Consider the following 24,789-nt stretch of genomic DNA (forward strand, 5'->3'; position numbering starts at 1 on the left):
AAGTTTCACCGGACGGAGCAGTGAGCATGGCAGACGGATCAGGCGGCCTCGACGCCGCCACACAGGCACAACCGCATAATATTGAGGCAGAACAGGCGCTTCTGGGCGCCCTGCTGGTCAATAATGACATTTACGACCGAGTCGCGGGAATCGTTCAGGCCGAACATTTCTACGAGCCGGTGCATGGACGCATCTTCGAGGTGGCGGCGCGGCGCATCCAGCGCAATGCACTGGCCTCGCCGGTCACGCTGAAAGCTTTTCTGGAGGATGATCCGGGCCTGCAGGAACTGGGCGGTCCGGCCTATCTGGCCCGGCTGGCCGGTGCCTCCATCTCGACGCTTGCCGCGCGCGACTATGCGCAGATGGTCTATGACCTCGCCATCCGCCGCGACCTGATCGGCATCGGCCACGAGATCGCCGACCAGGCCAGCCGCGTGGATGTGGAGAACGAGCCGGCGGAACAGATCGTCGCGGCGGAACAGCGGCTCTACCAACTTGGCGAAAAAGGCAATGCAGACACGGGCTTCCAGTCGTTTCTGAAAGCTGTGACGGAAGCGGTCGAAGTGGCCAATGCCGCCTACCAGCGCGATGGCGGGCTGGCGGGCATCTCCACCGGACTGACAGATATGGACAAGAAGCTCGGCGGGCTGCACCCGTCGGACCTTCTGATCCTCGCCGGGCGGCCCTCGATGGGCAAGACCTCGCTTGCGACCAACATCGCCTTCAACATCGCCAAAGCTTATGAAAAAGGCACGAAACCCGACGGGACGCCGGGCGCGGTCAATGGCGGCGTCGTCGGTTTTTACTCGCTGGAAATGTCTGCCGAGCAGCTGGCCGCGCGTATCCTGTCGGAAGCCGCGCGCGTGCCGTCGGAATCGATCCGCCGCGGCGACATGACGGAGGACGAGTTCCGCCGCTTCGTGCAGGCCGCCAAGGATCTTGAAAGCTGCCCGCTCTATATCGACGACACGCCGGCGCTGCCGATCTCCACGCTCGCGGCACGGGCTCGCCGGCTGAAGCGCCAGCACGGGCTCGACGTCTTGATGGTGGACTATCTGCAGCTTGTCCGGCCGGCCTCGGCCAAGGACAGCCGCGTGAACGAAGTGTCCGAAATCACGCAAGGATTGAAGGCGATCGCCAAGGAACTCAACATCCCGGTGATCGCGCTCTCCCAGCTCTCGCGCCAGGTCGAATCGCGCGAGGACAAGCGCCCCCAGCTTTCCGACCTCAGGGAATCAGGCAGCATCGAGCAGGATGCGGATGTCGTGATGTTCGTGTTCCGCGAAGAATATTACAAGGAACGCGAGAAACCGGGCGACCACGACATCGAGGGCATGATGAAGTGGCAGGAGGAAATGAGCCAGCTCCACGGACGCGCCGAGGTGATCATCGGCAAGCAGCGACACGGGCCGATCGGCACGGTCGATCTGGCGTTCGAAGGGCAGTTCACCCGCTTCTCCAATCTTGTGCGGGCCTATCAGCAGTCCAGCGGGGAGGGGTTCTGATCAAGACCGCAGCATAGCGGCCGTCAGACCCCGATCCCGGCACACACTATATCTACGTCTCACACACTGCCCCGCTCCGCGGTGGCGGTTTCCGATCCGCGCCATGGCGGCACCCGCGCCTGTGCCTGCGGGTCGGTTTTGTGTCACAATGGTTCGGGCGGGGATTGCGCCCTGCCCGTATCCCCATGCTAGGCAATGTGAAAGCGGCGGCGGACAGGGCCGGATGCGCGAAAAGTCGGGAGTGATCTTGGATGAATAAGGCCGGTGTCTGGAAGTCGGGCCGCGGGCGCGGCCGGGCCCATCCCAAGGGGCGCCCGCTTGAGGATTCCGCTCTGACCGAGGTCCGCGCGCTGCTCGGCGACCGTCCGCGCCGCCGGGACTTGCTCATCGAACATCTGCACCTGATTCAGGACCGGTTCGGCCACCTGTCGGCCGCGCATTTGCGCGCGCTGGCCGAAGAGATGCGCCTCTCGCAAGCCGAAGTGCAGGAGGTGGCCTCCTTCTACGCCCATTTCGACATTGTCAAAGAGGGAGAGACCCCGCCCCCGCCGGTTACCGTGCGGGTGTGTGACAGCCTTTCCTGCGCGCTTGCCGGATCGGCGGCGCTGCACGATGCGCTCGAAGCCGGCACGGACCCGTCCCAAATCAGGATTGCACGCGCGCCCTGCATGGGCCGCTGTGCCGAAGCGCCGGCCGTCGAGGTTGGCCACCGACACGTCGCACCCGCCACGGCCGAACGAGTGCAAAAGGTCATCGCCGCCGGCGACCTGTCACCGCAGATGCCGGACTACGAGGATCTTGCCGCATACCGTGCGCGTGGCGGCTATGCACGGCTCGCCGCAATGCGTGCGGGCGAGTTGAAGGCCGATGATCTGGCCGCGGATGTGGAAGATGCGGGGCTCCGGGGCCTTGGCGGCGCTGGTTTTCCCGCCGCGCGGAAATGGCAGTTCGTGCGCGATGCGCAGGGCCCGCGCTATCTGGCCGTCAACGGCGATGAGGGCGAGCCCGGCACCTTCAAGGACCGCGTCATGCTGGAGGCAACGCCGCATGCATTCCTCGAAGGGACGTTGCTGGCCGCCGAGGCCATCGGCGCGGACCGCGTCTATATCTACATGCGCGACGAATATCCCGCGATCCTGAAACTGCTCGCCGCGGAAATCGCCGCGCTGGAACGCGCCGGGCTGGTGTCGCCGGGGTTCATCGACCTGCGGCGCGGCGCCGGCGCCTATATCTGCGGCGAGGAAAGCGCGATGATCGAGTCGATCGAGGGCAAGCGCGGCCTGCCGCGGCACCGGCCGCCCTATGTCGCGGAGAAGGGCATCTTCGACCGCCCGACCCTCGTCCACAATGTCGAGACGCTCTACTGGATCGCGCGCATCGCGCAGGAGGGACCGGAGGTTCTGAACGCGTTTGGACGTAACGGGCGCACCGGATTGCGCGCCTTCTCGGTCAGCGGGCGGGTTGCGGACCCGGGCGTCAAGCTCGCCCCGGCCGGGATCACCATGGCGGAACTGCTCGACGAATATTGCGGCGGCATGGCCGAGGGCCACCGCTTCAAGGCCTACCAGCCGGGCGGACCGTCGGCGGGGCTCCTGCCCGCCACGATGGCAGATGTGCCGCTCGATTTCGACACATTGCAGCCCCATGGCACCTTCATCGGGTCGGCGGCAATCGTCGTCCTGTCGGATCAGGACAGCGCCGCGGATGCCGCGCGCAACATGCTCGCCTTCTTCGAGAGTGAAAGCTGCGGCCAGTGCACGCCCTGCCGCGTCGGCTGCGCCAAGGCCGTTCAACTGATGGACGCGCCGGCATGGGACGCAGAAAAGCTGGAGGAACTGGCACAGGCCATGGCGGATGCCTCGATCTGCGGGCTGGGACAGGCGGCGCCGAACCCGATCCGGCTGGCGCTGAAACATTTTCCGGAGGAAACGCGATGACGGACGCTTTCGTGGCCGCGCTGGTCGGCGTGATCTTCGCGCAGTTGGCGCCCGGGCCGAACCTGCTCGCCGTGGCGGCAGCGGGGCTGGCCGACGGGCGGCGGGCCGCGCTCGGCGTCGTTTTCGGGGTGGCCACCGGCATTCTTGTCTGGGCGGCGCTTGCCGCCATCGGGCTTGGCGCGGTGATCGCCGCCCTGCCCGCAATGTTCACCGTGCTGAAACTCGTGGGCGGCGGCTACCTGCTCTGGCTCGGCGCGAAGGCGCTCTGGAGCCTGCGCAGCCCGACCGGCCCGGCGCTCAAGGGCGAGCGCCGCGGCCTGACGCTGGCGACCGGCTGGCGCCGGGGGATCATCGTGGTGCTGACGAACCCCAAGGCTGCCGTCATGTGGGCTGCGGTCGGCGCGTTCCTCTTCGGTGCGGGCCTGAACGCGGCGCAGGTCATGGCCTTCGGGCCGCTGGCCGCGCTGACGGCCATTGCCATCTATGGCGGCTACGGGCTTCTCTTTTCCAGCCGTTCGGTCGGGCGGGGCTATGCCCGCGCGGCCCGTATTTTCGACGCCGGTTTCGGGCTGGCCTTCACCCTGCTCGGCGGCTCGCTCGTCGTTGATGCCCTGCGCCGGAGCGTGCCATGAGCGACCGCATCACCGTCACGCTGGACGGGCGCGAAATCTCGACCACGCCCGGTACGACCATCTGGGACCTGGCCCACGGGCGCGGGCTGACGCTGCCGCATCTGTGCCACCGGCCCGAACCCGGCTACCGCGCGGACGGCAATTGCCGCGCCTGCATGGTGGAGATTGAGGGCGAGCGGACGCTTGCGGCCTCCTGTATCCGCGAAGTGGCGGACGGCATGGTCATCCGGACTGACAGCGACCGGGCCCGCGGCGCGCGGCGCACCGTATTGGAACTGCTCGCCGCCGACCAGCCCGCGCCGGAGGACGCGCATGATGCAGGCAGCCAGATCGACCGGATGATCGCGGAGACGGGCGCGCGCCGCGACGCCTATCCCCCCCGCCCCGCAGCGGAGGTGCCGCTGCTCGACGCCAGCCATGTCGCGATGCGGGTCAACCTTGATGCCTGCATCCATTGCAACCTGTGCGTTCGGGCCTGCCGCGAGGTGCAGGTCAATGACGTGATCGGCATGTCCCGCCGCGGGATGGACAGCCGCGTGACCTTCGATCTGGCTGATCCGATGGGCGCCTCCACCTGTGTGGCCTGCGGCGAATGCGTGCAGGCCTGCCCGACCGGCGCGCTGATGCCCGCAACCATCCTCGATGCGGACGAACGGGGCAGCCGACAGGACAAGGATCGCGAGGTCCGGTCGGTCTGCCCCTATTGCGGCGTCGGTTGCCAGCTGACCTTCAACATCCGCGACGAGAAGATCGCCTGGGTCGACGGCGCGCCGGGCCCCGCCAACGAAAACCGGCTCTGCGTGAAGGGCCGTTTCGGCTTCGACTATATCGGCCATCCGCACCGGCTGACGGCGCCGCTCGTGCGGCGCGACGATGCGCCGCCCAAGGGCCTGAATGTCGATCCGGCGGATCCGATGACCCATTTCCGCGAGGCCAGCTGGGACGAGGCGCTCGACCGCGCCGCAGGCGGGCTGGCAGGCTTGCGGGACAGGCATGGCGGGCGCGCGGTCGCGGGTTTCGGGTCGGCCAAATGCTCGAACGAGGAAGCCTATCTGTTCCAGAAGCTGATCCGCTCGGGCTTCGGGCACAACAATGTCGACCATTGCACGCGGCTCTGCCACGCCTCGTCCGTGGCCGCCCTGATGGAGAATGTCGGCTCCGGCGCAGTCACCGCCGGGTTCAACGAGATCGAGAATGCCGATGTGGCCATCGTGATCGGCGCCAACCCGACCGAGAACCACCCTGTCGCCGCGACCTATTTCAAGCAATTCGCCAAGCGCGGCGGCACGCTGATCGTCATGGACCCGCGCGGACAGGGGCTGCGCCGCCATGCCGAACACATGCTGCAATTCCGCCCCGGCAGCGACGTGGCGCTTCTGAACGCGATCATGCATGTGATCGTGTCCGAGGGGCTCCACGACCGGCAGTATATTGACGCCTATACCGAGAATTTCGACGCGTTCCGCACCCATCTGGACGGGTTCCCGCCGGAGAAAATGGCGGATTTGTGCGGGATCGACGCTGAGGAAATCCGCGCGGTGGCGCGCGCCTTTGCCGGTGCGCGGGCGGGCATGATCTTCTGGGGGATGGGCGTCAGCCAGCATGTGCATGGCACCGACAATTCGCGCTGCCTGATCTCGCTGGCGCTGCTCTGCGGCCATGTCGGGCGGCCGGGCACCGGGCTGCACCCGCTGCGCGGCCAGAACAATGTGCAGGGCGCGTCCGATGCGGGGCTGATCCCGATGTTCCTGCCCGACTACCAGTCCGTGGAACAGGCCGAGTTGCGCGCGCCTTTCGACACGCTCTGGGGCGGCGCAAATGTCGCGCCCGAACGCGGCCTGACCGTGGTCGAGATCATGGATGCGATCCATGATGGCGATATTCGCGGCATGTATATTCTGGGCGAGAACCCGGCCATGTCGGACCCCGATGTCGACCATGCGCGCGCGGCGCTGGCGCGGCTCGACCATCTGGTCGTGCAGGACATCTTCCTGACAGAGACTGCCAATTATGCCGATGTGATTCTGCCGGCTGCCGCCTGGCCGGAAAAGACGGGCACGGTCACCAACACCAACCGGCAGGTGCAGATGGGCAGGCCGGCGGTCGCCCCGCCGGGTCAGGCCCGCCCAGACTGGGAAATCACGGCGGCGCTGGCCAAGCGGCTCGGGCTCGACTGGGCTTGCGACCATCCGCGCGACGTGTTTGCCGAGATGAAGCAGGGCATGGCGTCGCTCGACAATATCACCTGGGACCGGCTGGAGGCCGAGGGCGTCGTCACCTACCCGACCGAAGGGCCGGACGATCCCGGCCGCTCGATCGTGTTCGGCGACGGGTTCCCGCGCGCGGGCGGACGGGCACGTTTCACACCGGCCGAGGTCACGCCGCCGGCCGAGGTGCCGGATGCGCGCTTCCCGATGATCCTGATCACCGGACGGCAGCTGGAACATTGGCATACGGGGTCGATGACGCGGCGCACGGCGGTGCTCGATGCGCTGGAACCGGAAGCAAATGCCGCGCTCCATCCGCGCACCCTGCGGCGGCTCGGCGTGGAAGCGGGCGGGCGGCTCCGGATCGAGACACGGCGCGGCGCGATCGAGATCATGGCCCGCGCCGACCGCGCGGTGGCCGAGGACACGGTCTTCGTGCCCTTCGCCTATGTCGAGGCTGCGGCCAACATCCTGACGAACCCGGCGCTCGACCCGTTCGGCAAAATCCCGGAGTTCAAATATGCGGCCTGTGCGGTGACGCCAGCGGACTGACGCTCATGCGTCGGCCGGTGCGGGGGCCAGTTGCAACCCGCCATGCCGGATAAGGAACTCGACCACCGGGGCCACGCCCTCGTCATGGCGCAGCGCACAGAAGGCGAAGGGCCGTGTTCCGCGCTGCGCGGCCGCATCGCGTTTCATCACGTCGAGCGACGCGCCCACATGGGGCGCCAGATCGGTCTTGTTGATGACAAGCAGGTCGGAGCGGGTGATCCCCGGACCGCCTTTGCGCGGGATTTCTTCCCCGGCGGCCACATCGATCACGTAGAGCGTGATGTCTGCCAGTTCGGGGCTGAACGTGGCCGACAGATTGTCGCCGCCGCTCTCGATCAGGACGAGGTCGAGATCGGGAAAGGACCGGTTCAGGTCCGCAACCGCCGCCAGATTGATCGATGCATCCTCTCGGATCGCCGTATGCGGGCAGCCGCCGGTTTCAACACCGCGGATCCGCTCCAGCGGCAGGGCCTGCACCCGCATCAGATGTTCGGCATCCTCCTGCGTGTAGATGTCATTGGTGATGACGGCCATCGAGCAGCGGTCGCGCAGGGCGCGGCAGAGCTTTTCGGTCAGTGTCGTCTTGCCCGCGCCGACCGGGCCGCCGATGCCCACGCGCAGCGGGCCGTTCAGGGAAGTCATGTCCGGAAAATCCTTGTCGTCTGTGTTTCATGTCGCAGGGCGGCCAGATCGGCCATGATCGCATGGCCGCCCACATCCGCGAGTGTCAGGTGGCGGCTCTCCTCCACCAGTGCGTCAATCGGCGCGAAGCGGGCCGCGAGCAGCCGCTGCCCTTCGGTCTGGCCGAGCGGCATGAAGCGCACCGCCGCCGCGATGAGGGCCGAGATCACGCCATGCAGGTAGAGCCGGCAGGCCGCGTCGCGGTCGACCCCCATACGGGCCGCAGCCGCGCCGACGGCGACGGGATAGGGCCAGTCGCCCAGTGCCTTGCCGAGCCTGTCCGGCCAGACTGCGCGCGACGTGGCGGCAAAGGCCGTGCCCTGCGCATCGGTTTCCAACAGCCGCTCGCGGCCCTGCGCGAAGGCCCGAACCTCCGCCGCCAAAGCGTCGCGCGCGGCAAAATCCGGTGCGGTATGGGCCAGCGTCAGGAAAATCGCATCCGCGCGCGGGCCGCCGGCCTCCAGAAGCCGGTCAAGCCACCCACCAAGGTCGTCAGCGGAGGTGATCTGTTCCTCCGATATGGCCGTCTCCAGCCCGTGGGAATAGGCAAAGGCCCCGACCGGATAGCTCGGCGACATCCACGCCGCCAGCAGATGTTCGGACTGCGCGCTCAATGGCTGTGCCCGTGGGTGCGACCGGTGCCGTAGGCACCGCCTTCGGGGTTGAAGGGTGCATCGAGCCGCGTCACCCGCGCGCCCAACTGTTCCAGCATCTCGGCGATCACATGGTCCCAGCGCAACAGGAGCGACGTCTCATGGATTTCGCAGGGCAGATGGCGGTTTCCGACATGCCAGGCGCAGCGCACCAGATGCAGCCCGGCCTCGCATTCGGCGCGCATCAGCGGCTCGGCCTCTGCCGTGACCTGCATCCGCTGGCCGGTGTCGAGCACGAGCACATTGCCGTCCTGCAGCCACGTCACTTCGGGCTGGTCGAGAAGGCAGCGCAAGCCCCCCTCGCCCGTCAGCACCACGCGGCGGCGGGTCCGGTCGTCATAGGCCAACCGCACGATATCGTCGGGCGTGCCATGCCCGTGATCAAGGATCTCCACCACACGGGGCAGTGTCGGTTCGGCGTCAGGTCGGTCGGTCATCGTCATCCTTCACATATGCCAGACACGCGGCAGCGGATCGTCCCGCACATGGCCAAGCGCCGCCAGAAGCCCGCGCCGGAGCGCCTGTCCGTCGCGGGCGAGTATCCTCAGCAGGAGCTTGCCGTCCCAGCCGGACACGCCGCTGGTCAGGCCCTCCAGCCCGCTGATCGCCGCGCGCAGCCCGTCCGTCCGCGCTTCGGCATCCGGCGTAACCATCAGAACCGTGCCGAGCCCGAGATGGCCCGCCAGCGCGGCCGGATCGCGCAACGGATCAGACCCGCCGCGCGGCAGGCATAGGTCGAGCCGGTCACGATAGAGCGGTTCACCGTCGCGGCGGATGTGCCAGCGGTCGGACAGGGCAAGCTTCGCAATCGTCTCGCCCATTGCGGCGCGGCCGAACAGGAAACTTTCCGCCGCCAGAAACCGCGCATCGCCCGCAAGGGTAACGTCCAGTTGCCGGTCGAGCGCCGCGCCGTCAAAAAGGATCGTTTCCTGCGGCAGCCAGTCGAGCCGTGCGCCTGCCCCGACCGTCAGCCGGTTGCGGACCTGTGCCGCACCGCCTGCGCTGCGGTAGATCCGCTCTGCCGTCTGGCTGGTGACCACGAGCGCACCGCCCGGATCGACCTCCGCCGACACATCGAGCCGGTCACCCCCGGTCAGGCCACCTGCCGTGTTGATGAGCACCGCCTGATCCGGCCCGCCATAGGTGCGGGGGCGCAGGATCTTGGCCGATCCGGCCTGATGCAGACGCCGCAGGCCCGTGGCCGCTTGCACAATCGCGGCACGCCCGCGCACCCGTTGCAGGGTGACAGGCGGTTGCGGCGTGCCGGGCCGGTCGATGGACAGCGTGTCAGTCATTGCAGGACGAGCGTAGCGGGCGGGACGCTCCGCTTCCAGAGCCGCCGGTCCGCTCGCATATGCGGAAGCAGCCGGTTGCACAGCCCGCACGCAGACCGGCCGGAACTGCCTCAAAAGGCGGCAGATCGAGACCGGGTTTGGCCGGTCAGCCGATCGTGTCGAGAAGCACCTGCGTGACCGCGCGCGTGCCCATGTCGCCGCCGAACTCCATCGGCCGCAGGGCATTTGCCGCAAAACCGGACTCGACCGCTGCCTCGATCCGGGCAGCAGCCGCAGCATAGCCCTTGTGACCACGCGTATCGGCCAGATAATCGAGCATCATCGCGCCTGACAGGATCGCCGCGAGCGGATTGGCCTTGTCCTGCCCCATAATGTCGGGGGCGCTGCCATGGGCCGGCTGGAAGAGGCCGATCGCATCACCGATCTCGCCGCAGGCGGCCATGCCCATGCCGCCGACCAGCCCGCCCGCCAGATCCGACAGAATGTCGCCGAACATGTTTTCCATGACCAGCGTGTCGAAGGCCCAGGGCTGGCGCACCAGATCGAGCGCCTGCGCATCGACATAGTTGTAGCCGCGCGGCACATCCGGATAGCGGTTCGCCACCTCGTCGAATATCTGGCGGAAGAAAGCCATGGAGGTGAAGACATTGGCCTTGTCGACGCAGGTCAATTGGCCGGAGCGCCCCTTCTCTGCCCTGCGCGCGGCAAAGCGAAACGCAAAATCATGAAGTTTTTCAGTCGTTTTACGACTGATCCTCAACGTCTCTCTGACTTCCTCACTGCCGATCACCTCGGCCCGCCCGTGCACAGCGGCGGAGTAGAAAAGCCCCTCCGTGCTCTCGCGGATGATGACAAGGTCGATGCCGGCGGCCCGCGGATCCGCGAGCCGTTGCGGCGCGTTGGGATAGGCTTTCACAGGCCGCACGCCGGCATAGAGCTGATAGCGGTCGCGCAAGCGCAGATGCGGGGAGATTTCCGTGCCATCCGCGTGCCGGATCGCGGGCAAACCAATGGCCCCGAGAAAGATCGCATCCGCTTCGCCGGCCTTTTCCTCGCCCCCCGGTTCGATGTCGTGACCGGTTTCACTATAATAGCCGGCACCGGCCCGGACCGGTTGCAGGGTGAGCGGCGCGGCGCCTTCACGGGCGAGAGCGGCCCCGGCCACGGCCAGCGCTGCCCGCGTGACATCAATCCCGATCCCGTCGCCTTCGATCACCGAAACGGTTGCGCCCTTGCTCACCTGCCTGCCCCTTTTGCCCTGCGCCAGAGCCACGGACCCGCCGCCGCCGCGCATGTTTAATGAATGATTTAATGTATGCGTTAATTCGTACAACAGCGCAAGCCCATTGCGACAAGGATGGCCGCACCGTGTAAATTTTCGTTGATATGGAAAGCACTGGCACCCGAGGTCGGAGGGAATTTCGCCTTTGTTTTCAACGGCGGTTCACGATTAACCTTTTAAAACCGCCTCATGTCAATTCAATGACTTAGCCCTGACCGAGATAAACCTTTCTCGGAATCGAACCAGAAATATCCTCAAAAATATCTCTTGATCGTCACCCTCCAATCTCCACCACAGAGCGATCAGTCCCTTTCCTAAAATTCGCAGGCTTAGATCGTTCAAAGTTTCCCGCCCTTTACTCACGAAACGATGAAGTTCGTCCCCCAATAGGACATACGACCGCGGTTCCAAAATTTTGTGAATAGAACATAGAGCGGATTATCGTCCCACCAATAAAAAAGACTCCATACTCTTGCTCAAATTGCGGTCAGTTCGATGCCCGCAACGCGATACCGGGCCATGCCGTCGCCAGCTGGGGCGTCCCACTGGAAGGACTGCGAAGCGATGTTCAAGCGGTCATGTTCGGCGCGTGTCACATAGGCTTTTGTCAGCATCTCCCGGGCGATCCGTTCAGCATGCGCCAAGTCGCGGGCCGGGCCAAGCCGTGTCATGGCGCGACCCCCAGTACGAGGGTCGTGGGCTTCTGGAGCGATGACTTCGATTACGATCCTCTTGATTGGGATTACATGCTCCACAACCACGTCCGCCGTATCCGCCTGACGAGCGGCCTGGGATGTGAGGGTTACAGCAATCTCGCGATCGATGCGGGCGATGAACGCTTGCCTCAGTCTGGTAGGTACCCGATTTGAGCCTTTACTAAAAAGGCGACCGCCTGAGGCGACAATAGCACGCCCCTCCACAATGATATCCCAAGCGTCTTCCAAAATCGGATCTCCATTGCGCAGAGCTTCATGCCGTAAGTCAACAGCAGTTCAAGCAAAAATTTACTAAGTCAAATCCGTCTTCAACTTTTCTTCGACAGTTTGTACTTCTGTCTAAACAACTTTCAATCGTTAGGGGAGGCATCAAACTCGGCGAGATTATTCTCGAAAGTGAGCGTGCGCGGTCTTGCAAGTCCAGAAAGAACGCAAATAACATCACCTCACGCATCCGTGCAAATACAAGAACTGTTCAGGAGCATTAAGTGCTTAACGAATTTGGCGAACAATCCGGCCTCTACCTCAAAGATGGGATAATATTCTTGGCGGAGGCGTTGACCCTGTCGGACAGTCGACCAGGTCAGATTGCGGGGATCTTGGCGCTAACGACCATTTTTCTTGGAGTTTGGTACCTGCTTCGGACTGGACGTCAACTGAACGCAATACAATTGCTTGACCAAAAGATACGGGCTTACGCTGACATTCCTTCTTTCGCGAAGGGGCACAGTGAACTCATTTACGAGCTGCGGTCCAGTTTTCCCAAGAAAGGCCCTAGGCATACCGTTTGGGAAGCCTTCGACGAGTTTAACGAGACCGTCGTGCGAGATGACATCGACGATGAGCCGACTATCCGAAACTCAATCCGACCGGCCTCCTTTCTCAACGTCGAAGATTTGGGGTTCGGGCCTGGCTTCTTCCGAATCCTTCCAAACACCCTTGTGTCGGCCGGGCTGCTTCTGACATTCCTAGGTCTTGTCGCGGCACTCCATCAGTTCTCCCAATCTATCGACGTCAGCGCTGATGGTATGGACGGGGCGATGCGAGATTTCATGCAGATCGCTTCGGCAAAGTTTGTCATGTCTTTGGTAGGACTATTTTGCTCGATCCTGTTTACATTCCTGCTCCGAACTAGGCAAAACAAGCTCGACGCCGCCCTTCACCGCCTATGTATCGGCATTGAGCGGCGTCTCGTCTTCGTCAGCCTAGAAGATCTTGGCTTCCGGCAACTCCGCGCTGCCACCGAGCAACGCGAGCACCTGCGCGAGATCGGAATGGGCATGGTTGCCGAACTTCAGAAGCCGCTCGAGGCCCTACCCGATCGGATCACTGGAGCCATTGCAGACAAAATGGATCCTATCTTCGACCGCGTTACCTCAATGGGAACAAGCAACATGGAAGGGCTCGTTGGAAATCTGTCGGATCAGCTTTCACACTCCGTCGGGAATGCACTGACACGCGCTAGCGAGTCGCTTGGCGAGGCGACAGATCGGATCGGCCAAATGGTTGACCGAATGAACGCGACAAACGAACAGGCTGGCGACGGTCTGCGCAGCGCCCTAGACCAAATGGCACAGGCAATCACCAAAATGCGAGAAGAGGTCGCCACGAGCGGCCGAACCGCTTCTGAAGCGATGAACGAAGGAGCGGACAAGCTTCTGTCGGTCATGAACGAAACCCTTGCTGGCATCCGGGACAATACAGGTGAAGGCGCTCAGTCTATGCGCGCGGCTGCGGAGGAGATGCGTACCGCAGCGGAGGGCTTCCGTGATGCACTCGCAAACGCCAGTGAGGAAAGTGGCAATGCCGCCAGAGAAAGGATGGAACAAAGCAGCGCCGAAGCAGGACAGGCGATCGAAGATGTGGGCAAGTCGCTGCTCGTCAGCTTCAATCAAACTAGTGCCGAAATTGCCAAGCTCGGCACAGAAATGGGCAGCACGATCGGAGAAGAATTGCTGGGCCGTCTTGAGACAATCAGCCACCGCCTCGAGGCAATGGCCGAAGCGGTCCAACGTGGAGCTTCAGGCGCACAGAGTGCTGCACAGGGCATGAACTCCAGTGCAGATGCCATCAATGGAGCTTCGGACGGTTTCCGTAACGCCAGTCAGGACCTTACAGCCGCAGCGGAACCGCTCCGCGCCTCTCATGAACGCATTGAAACTACGCTGCGCCGAGTCGGAGACCTCGTCGAAAGCGTTTCCGAGACGCTTATGCTAAACTCTGCTTCCGTATCGCAGAATGCTGCGCATGTACTGGAAACGGCACAGACCGCCCTCGGCAATGAGCGGGAGGGAATCCGTCGCTCGCTTGAAGCCACTGAAGCCACCATGGCCCAACTTTCGAGCGAGGCCGAGAAGCTTGACCAGATCGACGAAATGCTGGGCCGTGCCTTGACGGAATACAATGCAAAGCTGGAAGCCGCCCTAGGGTCGGCGCAGGATCATGTAAAAGAGATGAGCGATACGCTGGACCCTGGCCTCCAGACTCTTCGAAGTGTGGTCGAGCAAGCCGAGGCGTTTCTTCCATCACAGGCACGGGGGCGTGCATGAGGGCGCAAGCAAGGCGGCTCCGGCAAGAGGAAGAAGAAGAAAGCGCTTTCATCTCGATGACTGACATGACAGTCGGTTTCCTTTTCATCATGATGATCCTGCTCGCTTTCTTTGCCAGCCAAATGCAGGACTCCGATGTTGTTCCCAGATCCGAACTAGATCGGATCATTCAGGACCGGGATGCCTGGCAGCAAAAAGCCGAACTTCGTGCGGAGCTCATACTACGTCTCGAGGCCCAAATCGAAGCTTTGAAACAGCAGCGTAATCAATTGCAGTTGCAGGTCACGAATTTAAACGCCGCGCTCGATATCGAACGGGTAAGGGTGGCCGAATTGGTCTCGGAAATCGATCTGGCTCGTACTCAGATCGCGGAACTGGAAGAGCGCATTCTGGCGCTTCTTCAACAGATTTCTGCGCTAGACGATTGGCTCGAAGAGTTGGCGCGGCAACGTGATCAGCTACTAGATCAGGTCAAAAACCTCAAAGTCGCCCTCGATGTCGAACGGGCGCGGGTGACAGAATTGGTCTCTGAACTCGATCTGGCTCGCTCGCGGATCGTGGAACTGGAAGAGCGCATTCTTGCACTTCTTCAACAGATATCAGAACGGGAAAAAGAGATTGAGGACCTGAGGCGACAACTCGCCGAATTGCAGCAAATTGACCCCTTGGAAGCATACCTCGCTCAAGTGGCGCAGGCGCGGCGCGAGGTTCTTCAGAGACTTCGCGACGCGATCAAAGTCGATTTTCCCGATCTTCAGGTTGAACTCAGCGAAGAATCCGACGCGCTGCGTTTTCAAGGCGAAGGTCTTTTTGCCTCTGGAAGGTCCGATCTGGCAAGGGATCGACGTGGGATCGTCGCGCGATTGGCAGAAAGGCTCGACGAAGTGCTACCCTGCTTCACGTTGGGCGAAGCATCGAGGTTCGAAAACGATTGCAATCCCGGCTTCGTCATGATCGAGGCAGTGCAGATCGAAGGTCACACCGACGATGTCGGAACAGACCGAATAAACCGAAACCTGTCTGCAGCACGGGCAAACAGCACCTTCTTTGCCATGACACAGGCTGCATCAGGAATCATGCAGCATCAGAACCTCAAGAGGCAACCTGTGTTGTCTGTGGCCGCCTACGGACCGGACCGACCTGTTGCTTCGAACGAGACGCCGACAGGTCGTGCCACAAACCGCCGGATCGACCTGCGTTTCATCATGGTGACCCCACAGGACACGGACGGGATTGACATTATTCGCGAGGCGCTGAAAAGCGTCGGAGACCCCCAGTGAGCGGAGCAGAACAAACAGCATCTGAAGCCAGGAACCGTGCGACGGCGCGTGCGTTGCTCAGCCGAGGTCAATCGTTTCGTGTTCGCGCGCTTCCGTCACTAGAGCAAATCAGGCGCAGAATCTCCAACATCCGGAGCCGATGGCCGAATGCCGTCCGCACGCCAGAGGATCGCGACCGAGAGACGTTGGCAATGGAGATGTTGCGACGGGTGACTGAGTGGGACTGGAGCAACATCACAACGCAGCGTGTCACCTCGGCCGCAATAGCGGTGTTCGACGATGATCGACGGTCGCGTCTGGATCTCTCGCCGGTCCGGGAATTCTACTTCACGGAGATCGCGACCCGAGAGCCCGGTGCCTTTCTAGACGGGATGGTCGGCGTCTATATCGAAAGCTTCACTCCAGGCGCTGAACACACACAGAACCTTGCGAAAGCTCTGGAGGATCGAAGCGACGAACTTGGCGCACGACACCTTAATCTCATAACCGCCCTACCCGAGTTGTTCCGCCCGGAAGCCGTGACATATGCTTTAGCCAGCATCATGCTGGAGGCGGATGACGCTTACGCGCACTTGAAGGCCATCGGCCTGAGCAGCCCTCACACGACCGGCTTGGCCAAAGCAGCGCAGAAGACCTTTATTGAACGCCTGGCACCCGATCTCATCAATGCCGAGGCCCGTCGAAAACTCTTCAACTGGCTGACGCCTGCGAAAGGACCTGTCCTTCAGGCCGGCGCTGGTCCAGCTGTAGAAGCGCTACTGGCTCCATGGCGCGACCGAAACCCTTCTGACGCAACGCGAAACGAGTTAAGTGAAACAATAATTGCTGCTTGGAATGATCCGCGCCTGTACGCGGGCGGCATCTGGTCGGGTTTTGACAAAGAGTTACGCGCCGTCCTGCTCCGCTGGCTAACGCATCAAGACATGAAGTTCTTCTGCGACATGGTCACAGCCACGCAGAATAGCCACATGTGGCCGCCGCGCAGAGATTTCTGGCTGAAGCTATATCAAGACAAACTGATCGATGAGGCCTGGGTCGCTTTTGGCTCCGAGGCGCGGCGATATGCGCGACAGAACCTCTTGCGAGGAGACAAAACCAACATGAATCACCGTTTCGGACTCCAACTCGATCGCGGTGGGAGCACGTCGCTGCTGATCATGCGAATCGGCAACAAAATTGTTGTAGACGGCTGCCACAGCTACAAGACGCACATCTTTCGTGCAGACGACACCAAAGCTCCCAAACTCTATAAAAGCCGATATCATTGCGATGACATCATGCGGGCATCGTCGAACTCGAAGCCGCACAATTCCATACCGAGATGGTCGCAGTGGGTCTTGCAGCATGTCTGAGGAGAAACCTGTCTATAGCGTCAATGATGACGACATCGAAATCCGATTTCCTCCGACAAGGCAGGGCCTTCTCTCCAGGTTGATGGCAACACCAAAAAACCGGAGCTTCACCGAGCTCGCGCCTGAAGACCGGGATTTGCTCTTTGCCATTGGCGACCTCCGGGCTTGGGCCGACACTCATATCGATGATGTTTCTGTCGCACCGGATCTACTCCGCATTTCACACGACGCCGCCGCCAGCCTGTCGGTTCAGGCGGCGGATGCACTTGGTCTTCCACGTACCGTCGACCTATTGCTGAAAACTGACGTAACGGGCGTACTTGGCCGACCAGACTTCAAACTTCACTACGAATGGTCACGCAACGGACGCCGCGAGCATCCTAGGCGCCGCGGCTCCGTTTTGCATACTTCCGGCGGTCCGCGTCGATTGCCTCTTTGGATGAAGCGGGCGTTGGACCTTGCCGATGACTTCGACGCCACCTGCCCGGTCGAGGACCATTGGCGGGCGCTTGCAGAGTTCCGCCGAGCGATCGAGCCGGAGGACCTGATCGCCCCCGAGATGCCCGCCAACCGCAAGATGGCTCAATTGTCAATGACTGCTTTTTTACGTGGGTTAGAGGTGCGGATCGCCGACCGGTTCTCCATAGCTCCGGATGCCACATTGGGGCAATTCGAAATCGTACCCTATTCCTCGCAGCGGCTAGACAGTGAAGGCATAACCGACGACGAAATCTCTGAACAGCATGCAGAACTTTCCGGCGAAGAGCTTGCCGTTTTCCAGCACCGGTTGCACGCACGTGGCGCTCGCCCTGCCTTTCAACTTGGCAACAACTCTTATCTTGTGGTTGACCGAGGTACCGCCCCCGTTCTCGAAGAACTCGCGCGCGCTCAGAAAGCGTCCCGTGAAGAACGACGGGCGTTCATCGAAAACCCTCGCAGCTTCATCACCAATGCCGTGAACCGACACATGGAGGCCACTGGCGCCTTCGAAGGCCTCGAAGCCGCTGAACAAGAGGAGATGGTCGAGGCAATTGCCGGCCCGTCGCTCGTCGAAAGTCGAGAATATTCTGAGCGCGTTACTGGCGTCACCGTTCATAAGCCGCCCACAGAACCAATTGAGGGGAGCGGAACCACATGGCTGCCAGAAGCCTTTGCGCAACACCTTGTCGAGGCGATTCAAAAGATGCCTGACGGCGAGTTGCAAAGCCTTCGCCAGCAAATGGCTGCCGTTCTAGAAAAAGGCGGCGAAACACCGGCCGAAATAAACGGCGAAAGTGTCGAAGTTACCCCAGCTAGGCTAGCCGCCATCGAAGGGGAGATAAATCGGCGCGAAAAGCTGAATATGCCAGACCATTCTGATGAGGAACCCGTACAAACGCCCGATGCGGATGGACCAATAATCCTCGACACGCTCAACAATTACGAAGAGCTGTCTTGGCAGGCGCAGTTAACGGCCCGGACCCCCGCAATCGCCACAATCCTGCCCGAAGCGATCCGAACGCCTCTTCACCAGCATCAGAGCAAAAGCTTCAAATGGGCGCTAAATTCATGGCAGGCCGGCTTGCCCGGTATCCTCAACGCCGACGAACAGGGTCTCGGCAAGACGTTGCAGACCATCGCTTTCCTCACTTGGCTCAAAGAACACATGAAAAAGCCAACAGCAGAATGCCGAGGTCCTATTCTTATCGTGGCGCCGACTTCCCTGCTTCGAAATTGGGAACAGGAAGTGGATTCCCACGTAGAGGGTAGAGGCTTCGGCAACCTCATCCGGCTATATGGTGGTTCACTCGGCTCCCAAAAGCGACGGGGCTCACAAGGGACGGAAACCCAGTCGGGATTGCCGCAGCTCGATCTTGACTGGCTAGACGAGGCCTTCGAAGACGGGCGCGCGCACCGCTACTGGTTTCTGACGACATACACGACGTTAGCAAACTACCAGCACTCCCTAGGTCGTGTTCCGTTTTCGGCGATGGTCATGGACGAGATCCAAAACATCAAAAACCGCACCACGCTCGCGTCCCGGGCCGTAGAGGCGATGAACGCTGATTTCCGCATCGGCTTGACGGGCACACCGATCGAGAACGCTGCCATCGACCTCTGGACGATCATGGATCGCATTGCACCCGGATGCCTTGGCTCAGGAACCGATTTCCGAGAACGCTACGCCACGCCAGATGCTGAAAACATGGCCGATCTCCATGACCGCGTGTTCAAGCCGAATGAAGGCAAACCACCCCTTGGGCTGCGGCGACTGAAAGATGAGGTTGCCCGCGACCTACCCAAGAAGCGCAGGTACTTGCATCCGCGTCTGATGCCCAAAATGCAAGCTGAAGCTTACGATCTTGCCCAGCTTAAACTGGCGAATGGTGGACCAGGCGCGGCTCTCAAAATGCTGCACCACATCCGTTCAGTCTCGGTCCATCCCGGAGATGCAGGGGCCAGCTCCCCTGACCAATTCATTGCAAAAAGTGCAAGGCTCGAAGCCGTGATTGATATTCTGCACCGCATCCGAGACGCACGTGAACGTGTGCTCGTCTTCATCGAACATCGAGACATGCAGTTCCGCTTTGCCGAGATCGTGCGCCACTTGTTCGGCCTCGATCGGATCGACGTGATTAACGGCGACACACCGATCCCTAGACGCCAACAGATCGTCAACCAATTCCAGCGACACCTTGACGTCGATGGGGGCTTCGACATGCTGATCCTGGGCCCCAAGGCAGCAGGCACAGGTCTAACGCTGACTGCGGCTACCCACGTGATTCACCTGTCACGATGGTGGAATCCGGCTGTGGAGGAACAGTGCAATGACCGCGTCCACCGCATCGGTCAGGCCCGGCCGGTATCGGTGCATATTCCGATGGCGATCCATCCAGAGCTCGGTGCACAGAGTTTCGATGGCTTGCTTCAGAGCCTAATGCAGCGCAAACGCAGATTGGCCGAACAGGCGCTTTGGCCGATGGGGGACAGCAAAGCCGATGTCAAGGGGCTCACCGAGGCCGTGGCTTCTCCACAGCGTGGACAAACAGGAAAGATTCCCGAGATAATGGTCGAGCAATTTCGACGCGACGGGATTGCGCCTGTTTCACCTGGCTCCGATGGCTCCTACGAACTTCTCTGAAATCGACATTCCGCAAATGCTGGTCGATCTCGACAAGCTTGGTCTGGAAGCCACGGACGATATCCCGCTGAGAGACACCCGAGGCCGTCAGTTGCAGATGGTTCGACATGATGTTGGCTGCCGGCACAATGACCGACCGGATGACGATGGTGTTCTTCGCCACCGACACACCCGCCTGCCATGCTTTCTCGGCCGTCACGAAATGCTTGAATGCATTCTTGCCCAGGAGCGCCGTCATGGTGAGCCGCATATGTTTGCGGGTATCATCCGACAGGCGGCTCGTTCCGGTCCAGGCATCCCCCACAGACGGGGAGCGATAGCCCAGGGTGCCATGGATCATGTCCCGGCGCACCATGAACGTATCCTCGCCATAACGCTCTTCGATCTTGGCTTTCAGAGCCCGGGGGATCATTCGCCAATTCTCGGCATAGATCTCGTCGGTCAGGTCCGGATCAGCAATATTCACATATTCCCGGCCACGGCCTGCCTTGATATCCTCCTCATAGCGCTCGTGCATCCGGCCGAGGAGCTCGTCATTCATCTGAACGGCCAGTTCTTCTTCCACCAGACGACCCGCCCAGGCACCGATTATCTGACCGAGATGCGTGTTCTTCGGGATGTGTCTGGTGATCTCAGGGTCCAGAGACCGCTCATAGCCCATCAGAGCGCCACGATCGGTTTACTGAGCTTTCTCAAAGACGACCATAATCAACACCTCGCAATTGAAACTGGGAAGGCAGACTTATCACCTGATTTTGGTTTCACGCGGAAGGTGGTGGGGCCCGCGAGGCGAGGCCTCGAGCCGAACCCGAAGGCGGCGCGGGTCCCACCACCTCGTGCGTGATTTCGAACGGTTCGTCAAAGACCAACTGAACCAGCTGATCCACCTGTTAGGGGCGGGGTTGCAAGACCCGCAGTAACTGATAGCTGCCTTCCCAGTGAAGGTAGTTGATCACCCGCCCCCTTCCCGATCAAGTGGAAATCGCGTCGGCAGTCAAGCGTCTGTACAGTTTATCAGCGTACTCAGGTTCGATTGAACGGGCATACGCAATTAGCCCAGCAATGTGTTTGATCATTGATTGCTCGCTCCTAAATTGCCTTGCCTCGCTATGTTTTTTGATTCCGATGGATGGATTCGTAATCGCATAGACATGAGTTTCGAGATTGTTTTTGAATCTGCGTGTCAATCTGGGCCGACTAGTGTCGACGTTCAATCCCAACAGGACCTTGCGGGCGCCCGGAGGTGAGATGGTCGTTTTCCGATTGTTTGGAGAAAGGCCAAACGAACGGATTTCATCAACTATGGAGAAAATCAGTTCTTTTGCTTCATGCCGGCTCGACTCCCTTTTGGTAGAGAATGCGAGGTCATCAGCGTAGCGTGTGTAGATCCATCCACGCCTTATTGCTATTTCCGAAATGGCTTCATCAAGCTCATTGACCGCCAGATTGGCTAACATTGGGCTGCTGGGAGCGCCTTGGGGGAGCACGCCCAAACGTGCCTTGGATACCTCGAATTGAGCTGTTCCAAAAACTCTTGTACAAATCCGCGCCATCTGGAAGCAAAGCGGTCTAGGGTATCCAAGAGAGGAAAATGTTTCGAACACCATCAGCTCATTGATGGATTCAAAAAAATTCTTGACGTCTACTTTCAGCAGCCAACGTGCACCGCAGTGCTCCTTTACAGCATTGACGAGGCTTGATCCCGGGGCGTAGGCGGTACTGGACGAGTGAGGTTTGCAATTGTTGAGGATCTGTGCGGCGATCCAGCATTGGGTTTTCGAAAGGAGAGGCTCTGGGACGCAAATCGTCCTGCGATTTGAAGCTTCGCTCTTAGGCCCTCTTTTCTTTGAAATCGAGAACACTCGATAAGGGTCCTTCTCGCGGTCAACGTAGGAAAGTAGAAGTCCAATCGGAACATCAACAGTCGCGGCCAAATGCTCGAGTGAAAACAAAACGGGAAGATCCGGCCCTTGAGCCTTGATCCTCCTTGCAATACCCAATGCTGGCTCCGCGATCGTTTCAACCTCTCCCTCACGCCTGCATGCTTGCATAAAGGCCGTTGGGCTCCAGGGATTCCGGCGAGACCATCCGGTCACTGGTCATTCTCCCCTAGCGATCCAAGCTTAGGGACGAAATCTGCCGAGGCCTCCTTGAAGTTCGTTCGGGCAACCGACTTCGCATTTCGGTCGAGCTGTGAAAACGCAGTCCAAAGCTCTCGAATTTCGTCCCCTTTGTTTGTTGACTGTGGATTCTCGAAATTTAGCTTTGCGCCTTCAATCCTGTTCTCTAAATCCCGAACTATCTCAGGGTCGAACAGGAAACCGTTCACCGCGTTTTGGAACCGATTGCGTGTCTCGATCGGGAGATCCACGATCCTACTCGAGATGTATGATCGTATAGAAATTAATTGCGCATACAGTTCACTCGCTTCCTTGTTAGGCATAGCATTCACAACCAACCGGCCGGCGTCAGCCGTTCTGGCTGCTGACGAGGTATTTCGTTCGACACGAGATACATTTGATGCAGCTCGTTCGAGAGATTCTGCTAGCTGGATGAAATCCTCCAAGATCTGGGCGTGAGCGCCACCCGAAAAGTTTTCACGACGCTGTTTTGATCGCGTTGACTCGGATATCTCCTTCCGAAGTTGGTTGAAAGAAGACTGAACATCCAGATTGTGCTGACTTAGAACCACAATGGCATTTGCATGTTCCAGGGAACCTTTAGACAGACCCAACGAATCCGCCAACTCGTTGAACTTGCAGCGCCAATCATAGGTTGATCCATACCCCAGAGGGCAAAATTGAAACAAATTTTCAATCAGCCCATAGGATCTCCAGCTTTTCCATGAAGGTGAATCCGATAAGCTTTCTTGGAGGCGCCGTAGCCGATAAGAATCGGTTCCTACAAGTAGAATTGAACGACATTCCGAGAATCGAACTTCATCCGGCGTCGGCCGATACAGCCAAGAACGTTGGCGTCGGTGTAGGTATTTGAGAACTCCTGAAAATGCTTCTTCAACAGGTGTCCGGTTTTCGCCCAGTCCGATGCTGCGGGCAAGACCTTCAGCTCGTGTCGAGAATTTCCCACTAGATCTTCGCCTACACGTATGCCGAAAAATATCGTCAGTAGCGAAATCGCCATCGAAGTAGACACCAACGGGGTTTGGAAAGGCTGTCAGGATGAAAGAAAGCCTGCTGACCAAAAATCGCTCCAGGATCTGGGGGTCGGACAAATCAATCTCATCGAGCTCGCCAGCCAATACATCGTAATGCTGTCGGCCGACACCCAGATGCTTCGAGCGTGAGCGAATCCACTCCCTACCGATTTCGGTTTCCGAAATTCTTGTCTGATAAGTCGTCTTTCTCAGATGAATGGCTCCTTGCCCAACGTTCAATTGATACGTCAATTGCGATTATTCGAGATTTTGATAAATCAAAACAAAAAATTCAATTCAAAAAATAGCCTCTAGCATGGCCCAAATTGCCGAAGTGGCAACAGGAATGTTTCAATTGGCCATTCATGCCTCAACCGAAAAAATAGGAGGATTGTCTGAAGTTCTCGGTCAGCTAAACAAGGCCCCCTTTACCTCACTCCGAGATATTTATTCACTGCGCTTGCGTAAGCCTATATTTCTTTCGCGGCCAAGTTAGGCTTGAGTTATTTTGCCAACTCTTCTTACTGGAAACACTCCCCTCCACGGTTCGCACGCCCACTCTGCGGAAATCCCCTACGGGTGGTTTATTGGTACCGACAAATTGCAAAATTAAGTATCCGACCATACATAGAATTGAAAAGTGCCCTCTGAATATCCAAATCCTCAGAAGCGAATGATAAATCCAATCCATAAAAATGAATGTTCTCTGAACATTTTTTGAATACGGAAGCAGGGGAAGTTCATGTTTGCATTTTTTAAATCAAGAACAAAAAGCAAGATTGAAATGGCTTCAAAAATAGCGGCTGAGGAACTCCTTGGCGACGTCTTTCCATACGATGACGTGAAAGACCATGCATCGCGGCTTGTACTACCCAAGCGTCAAACAGCTGAAATGCTGGCTACGCAAACAGCTCTTTGGTTTTTTAGGAACCCTGGAGACAAGTTCCCAGATCTGTTTCAGGCACAGATCATAGCCAGGCTATCAGCCTTGGAATGGCATCAAGAAGGCAAGATTCCTAGCACTTTGCTTTTCGCTTTCGAGCAATCTCTATATAAAATGTATCATCCAAACAATCGGAGTGAGTAGACCCTCGGCAGCTGACATTGCAGATGCCATGGATTTCAATCGTTTGGCCGCTTCAATGGGCTGTTCCTCAATGGCCACTTCCATGCAGTCAGTCGAACGATTGTGACAAACCGTCATTTCGACCTTTGAGGGTATCCAAACTTATGGGTCCAGCGTTTTAAAATGGGCAATCGGGAGAGCACCATGGCGTTGCAGCAGTATCTTGATGAACTGCGTCGCCAGAAACCAGACTACACAGTACCGGACTTCGATCCTGACGGTCCGCTCGAGCAGGCCGAGGTCATGTTTCTTCTCATGAAAGCTGGGACCAAAGGTGCAGGCGTCAACGGCGTTGTTAGCCTGACGGCAAATGACGATCAGACGGCTCGCAATATGCGCTCGATCTTCGATGAAATTGGGCTGGGGTATCATGACGTGCTGCTTTGGAACGTCATACCTTGGTATGACGGAAAACGCTCTGCATCAATTGATGAGGTAGAAGAGGGGCTTGTGGCGCTTGAACAACTCGTATCGCTGCTTCCTCACCTAAAAACCGTTGTCCTCGTGGGCGCTCACGCGCAGAAAGCTGAACCGATGCTGATGCGCCTTGGATTGCGCGTGCTGACCTCACCACATCCATCGCCGATGGTAAAGAACATCAACCCTGAACAATATGCAGAGATTGCACCTGTCTGGGCCCAGGCGGTGAAATGAGCGAAGCCCCAAAACTGTTCTGTTGGCCGTCTGAAATCCGGATGCGTGTTGGCAGGACAATCGGGCCTCAGTAGCCGGCAATTCAGGGCCCCC

General features: G+C 59.8%; 18 protein-coding genes. 10 read left to right on the forward strand and 8 right to left on the reverse strand.

Going from position 1 to position 24,789, the window contains the following annotated elements:
• The first annotated feature begins 26 nt into the window (after positions 1-26).
• The 4 genes from GSH16_RS10605 to fdhF all read left to right on the forward strand — a co-directional run bounded on the left by GSH16_RS10605 (position 27) and on the right by fdhF (position 6,833).
• Entirely contained in the window at positions 27-1,505 is a 1,479-nt protein-coding gene (locus GSH16_RS10605; protein ID WP_160854797.1) for a replicative DNA helicase, read from the forward strand.
• 251 nt (positions 1,506-1,756) lie between these two features.
• On the forward strand, positions 1,757-3,442 hold the full coding sequence (locus GSH16_RS10610; protein WP_160854799.1) for an NAD(P)H-dependent oxidoreductase subunit E: 1,686 nt from the start codon (positions 1,757-1,759) through the stop codon (positions 3,440-3,442).
• Positions 3,439-4,074, forward strand: a complete 636-nt coding sequence (locus tag GSH16_RS10615; RefSeq protein ID WP_160854801.1) for a LysE family translocator — start codon at positions 3,439-3,441, stop codon at positions 4,072-4,074. Before GSH16_RS10610 ends, GSH16_RS10615 begins: the two co-directional genes overlap by 4 nt.
• On the forward strand, positions 4,071-6,833 hold the full coding sequence (gene fdhF, locus GSH16_RS10620; protein WP_160854803.1) for a formate dehydrogenase subunit alpha: 2,763 nt from the start codon (positions 4,071-4,073) through the stop codon (positions 6,831-6,833). Before GSH16_RS10615 ends, fdhF begins: the two co-directional genes overlap by 4 nt.
• Positions 6,834-6,836: 3 nt before the next feature.
• Here fdhF and ureG read toward each other — a convergent pair whose 3' ends face one another.
• From ureG to GSH16_RS10650, 6 genes are all read right to left on the reverse strand, one after another.
• Positions 6,837-7,475, reverse strand: a complete 639-nt coding sequence (gene ureG / locus GSH16_RS10625; RefSeq protein ID WP_160854805.1) for an urease accessory protein UreG — start codon at positions 7,473-7,475, stop codon at positions 6,837-6,839.
• Positions 7,472-8,128, reverse strand: a complete 657-nt coding sequence (locus tag GSH16_RS10630; RefSeq protein ID WP_160854807.1) for an urease accessory protein UreF — start codon at positions 8,126-8,128, stop codon at positions 7,472-7,474. Before GSH16_RS10630 ends, ureG begins: the two co-directional genes overlap by 4 nt.
• Positions 8,125-8,604 carry an urease accessory protein UreE gene (locus GSH16_RS10635; protein ID WP_160854809.1) on the reverse strand — a complete coding sequence of 160 codons (480 nt, stop codon included), beginning with the start codon at positions 8,602-8,604 and terminating at the stop codon, positions 8,125-8,127. Before GSH16_RS10635 ends, GSH16_RS10630 begins: the two co-directional genes overlap by 4 nt.
• Before the next feature lie 9 nt (positions 8,605-8,613).
• Positions 8,614-9,462: an urease accessory protein UreD gene (locus GSH16_RS10640; RefSeq protein ID WP_160854811.1), complete on the reverse strand. Its 849-nt coding sequence runs from the start codon at positions 9,460-9,462 to the stop codon at positions 8,614-8,616.
• Between the two features lie 145 nt (positions 9,463-9,607).
• Complete coding sequence (locus tag GSH16_RS10645) at positions 9,608-10,702, reverse strand: isocitrate/isopropylmalate dehydrogenase family protein (protein WP_328803213.1); 1,095 nt, start codon at positions 10,700-10,702, stop codon at positions 9,608-9,610.
• Between the two features lie 518 nt (positions 10,703-11,220).
• Positions 11,221-11,688 (reverse strand): hypothetical protein, encoded by a 468-nt coding sequence (locus tag GSH16_RS10650; RefSeq protein WP_160854815.1) that lies wholly within the window; start codon positions 11,686-11,688, stop codon positions 11,221-11,223.
• Positions 11,689-11,948: 260 nt separating this feature from the next.
• Between GSH16_RS10650 and GSH16_RS10655 the strand changes: the two genes are divergently transcribed.
• The 4 genes from GSH16_RS10655 to GSH16_RS10670 are packed head-to-tail and all read left to right on the forward strand — an operon-like array spanning position 11,949 to position 19,762.
• Positions 11,949-14,009 (forward strand): hypothetical protein, encoded by a 2,061-nt coding sequence (locus GSH16_RS10655; protein WP_160854817.1) that lies wholly within the window; start codon positions 11,949-11,951, stop codon positions 14,007-14,009.
• Positions 14,006-15,289, forward strand: coding sequence for an OmpA family protein (locus GSH16_RS10660; protein WP_160854819.1), 1,284 nt, complete (start codon positions 14,006-14,008; stop codon positions 15,287-15,289). The genes GSH16_RS10655 and GSH16_RS10660 overlap by 4 nt, the downstream gene beginning before the upstream one ends.
• A complete protein-coding gene (locus GSH16_RS10665; protein WP_160854821.1) occupies positions 15,286-16,641 on the forward strand; it encodes an EH signature domain-containing protein in 1,356 nt (451 codons plus the stop codon). Before GSH16_RS10660 ends, GSH16_RS10665 begins: the two co-directional genes overlap by 4 nt.
• Positions 16,634-19,762: a DEAD/DEAH box helicase gene (locus GSH16_RS10670; protein ID WP_160854823.1), complete on the forward strand. Its 3,129-nt coding sequence runs from the start codon at positions 16,634-16,636 to the stop codon at positions 19,760-19,762. The genes GSH16_RS10665 and GSH16_RS10670 overlap by 8 nt, the downstream gene beginning before the upstream one ends.
• Positions 19,763-20,733: 971 nt before the next feature.
• Here GSH16_RS10670 and GSH16_RS10675 read toward each other — a convergent pair.
• Positions 20,734-21,858 carry a reverse transcriptase family protein gene (locus GSH16_RS10675; RefSeq protein ID WP_160854825.1) on the reverse strand — a complete coding sequence of 375 codons (1,125 nt, stop codon included), beginning with the start codon at positions 21,856-21,858 and terminating at the stop codon, positions 20,734-20,736.
• A complete protein-coding gene (locus GSH16_RS10680; RefSeq protein ID WP_160854827.1) occupies positions 21,855-23,021 on the reverse strand; it encodes a hypothetical protein in 1,167 nt (388 codons plus the stop codon). The genes GSH16_RS10675 and GSH16_RS10680 overlap by 4 nt, the downstream gene beginning before the upstream one ends.
• A 637-nt stretch (positions 23,022-23,658) precedes the next feature.
• Between GSH16_RS10680 and GSH16_RS10685 the strand changes: the two genes are divergently transcribed.
• Together GSH16_RS10685 and GSH16_RS10690 are read left to right on the forward strand one after the other, a co-directional pair.
• Entirely contained in the window at positions 23,659-24,003 is a 345-nt protein-coding gene (locus GSH16_RS10685) for a hypothetical protein (protein WP_160854829.1), read from the forward strand.
• Positions 24,004-24,186: 183 nt separating this feature from the next.
• Positions 24,187-24,696, forward strand: coding sequence for a uracil-DNA glycosylase (locus tag GSH16_RS10690; protein ID WP_160854831.1), 510 nt, complete (start codon positions 24,187-24,189; stop codon positions 24,694-24,696).
• Positions 24,697-24,789: the final 93 nt, after the last annotated feature.

Source organism: Oceanomicrobium pacificus, assembly GCF_009833495.1.
GTDB lineage: Bacteria > Pseudomonadota > Alphaproteobacteria > Rhodobacterales > Rhodobacteraceae > Oceanomicrobium > Oceanomicrobium pacificus.

Bases quoted from the DNA above. Each gene is read 5' to 3' on its own strand.
- GSH16_RS10605 (WP_160854797.1), top strand. From the start codon at position 27: ATGGCAGACGGATCAGGCGGCCTCGACGCCGCCACACAGGCACAACCG.
- GSH16_RS10610 (WP_160854799.1), top strand. From the start codon at position 1,757: ATGAATAAGGCCGGTGTCTGGAAGTCGGGCCGCGGGCGCGGCCGGGCC.
- GSH16_RS10615 (WP_160854801.1), top strand. From the start codon at position 3,439: ATGACGGACGCTTTCGTGGCCGCGCTGGTCGGCGTGATCTTCGCGCAG.
- fdhF (WP_160854803.1), top strand. From the start codon at position 4,071: ATGAGCGACCGCATCACCGTCACGCTGGACGGGCGCGAAATCTCGACC.
- ureG (WP_160854805.1), bottom strand. From the start codon at position 7,475: ATGACTTCCCTGAACGGCCCGCTGCGCGTGGGCATCGGCGGCCCGGTC.
- GSH16_RS10635 (WP_160854809.1), bottom strand. From the start codon at position 8,604: ATGACCGACCGACCTGACGCCGAACCGACACTGCCCCGTGTGGTGGAG.
- GSH16_RS10640 (WP_160854811.1), bottom strand. From the start codon at position 9,462: ATGACTGACACGCTGTCCATCGACCGGCCCGGCACGCCGCAACCGCCT.
- GSH16_RS10660 (WP_160854819.1), top strand. From the start codon at position 14,006: ATGAGGGCGCAAGCAAGGCGGCTCCGGCAAGAGGAAGAAGAAGAAAGC.
- GSH16_RS10670 (WP_160854823.1), top strand. From the start codon at position 16,634: ATGTCTGAGGAGAAACCTGTCTATAGCGTCAATGATGACGACATCGAA.
- GSH16_RS10685 (WP_160854829.1), top strand. From the start codon at position 23,659: ATGTTTGCATTTTTTAAATCAAGAACAAAAAGCAAGATTGAAATGGCT.
- GSH16_RS10690 (WP_160854831.1), top strand. From the start codon at position 24,187: ATGGCGTTGCAGCAGTATCTTGATGAACTGCGTCGCCAGAAACCAGAC.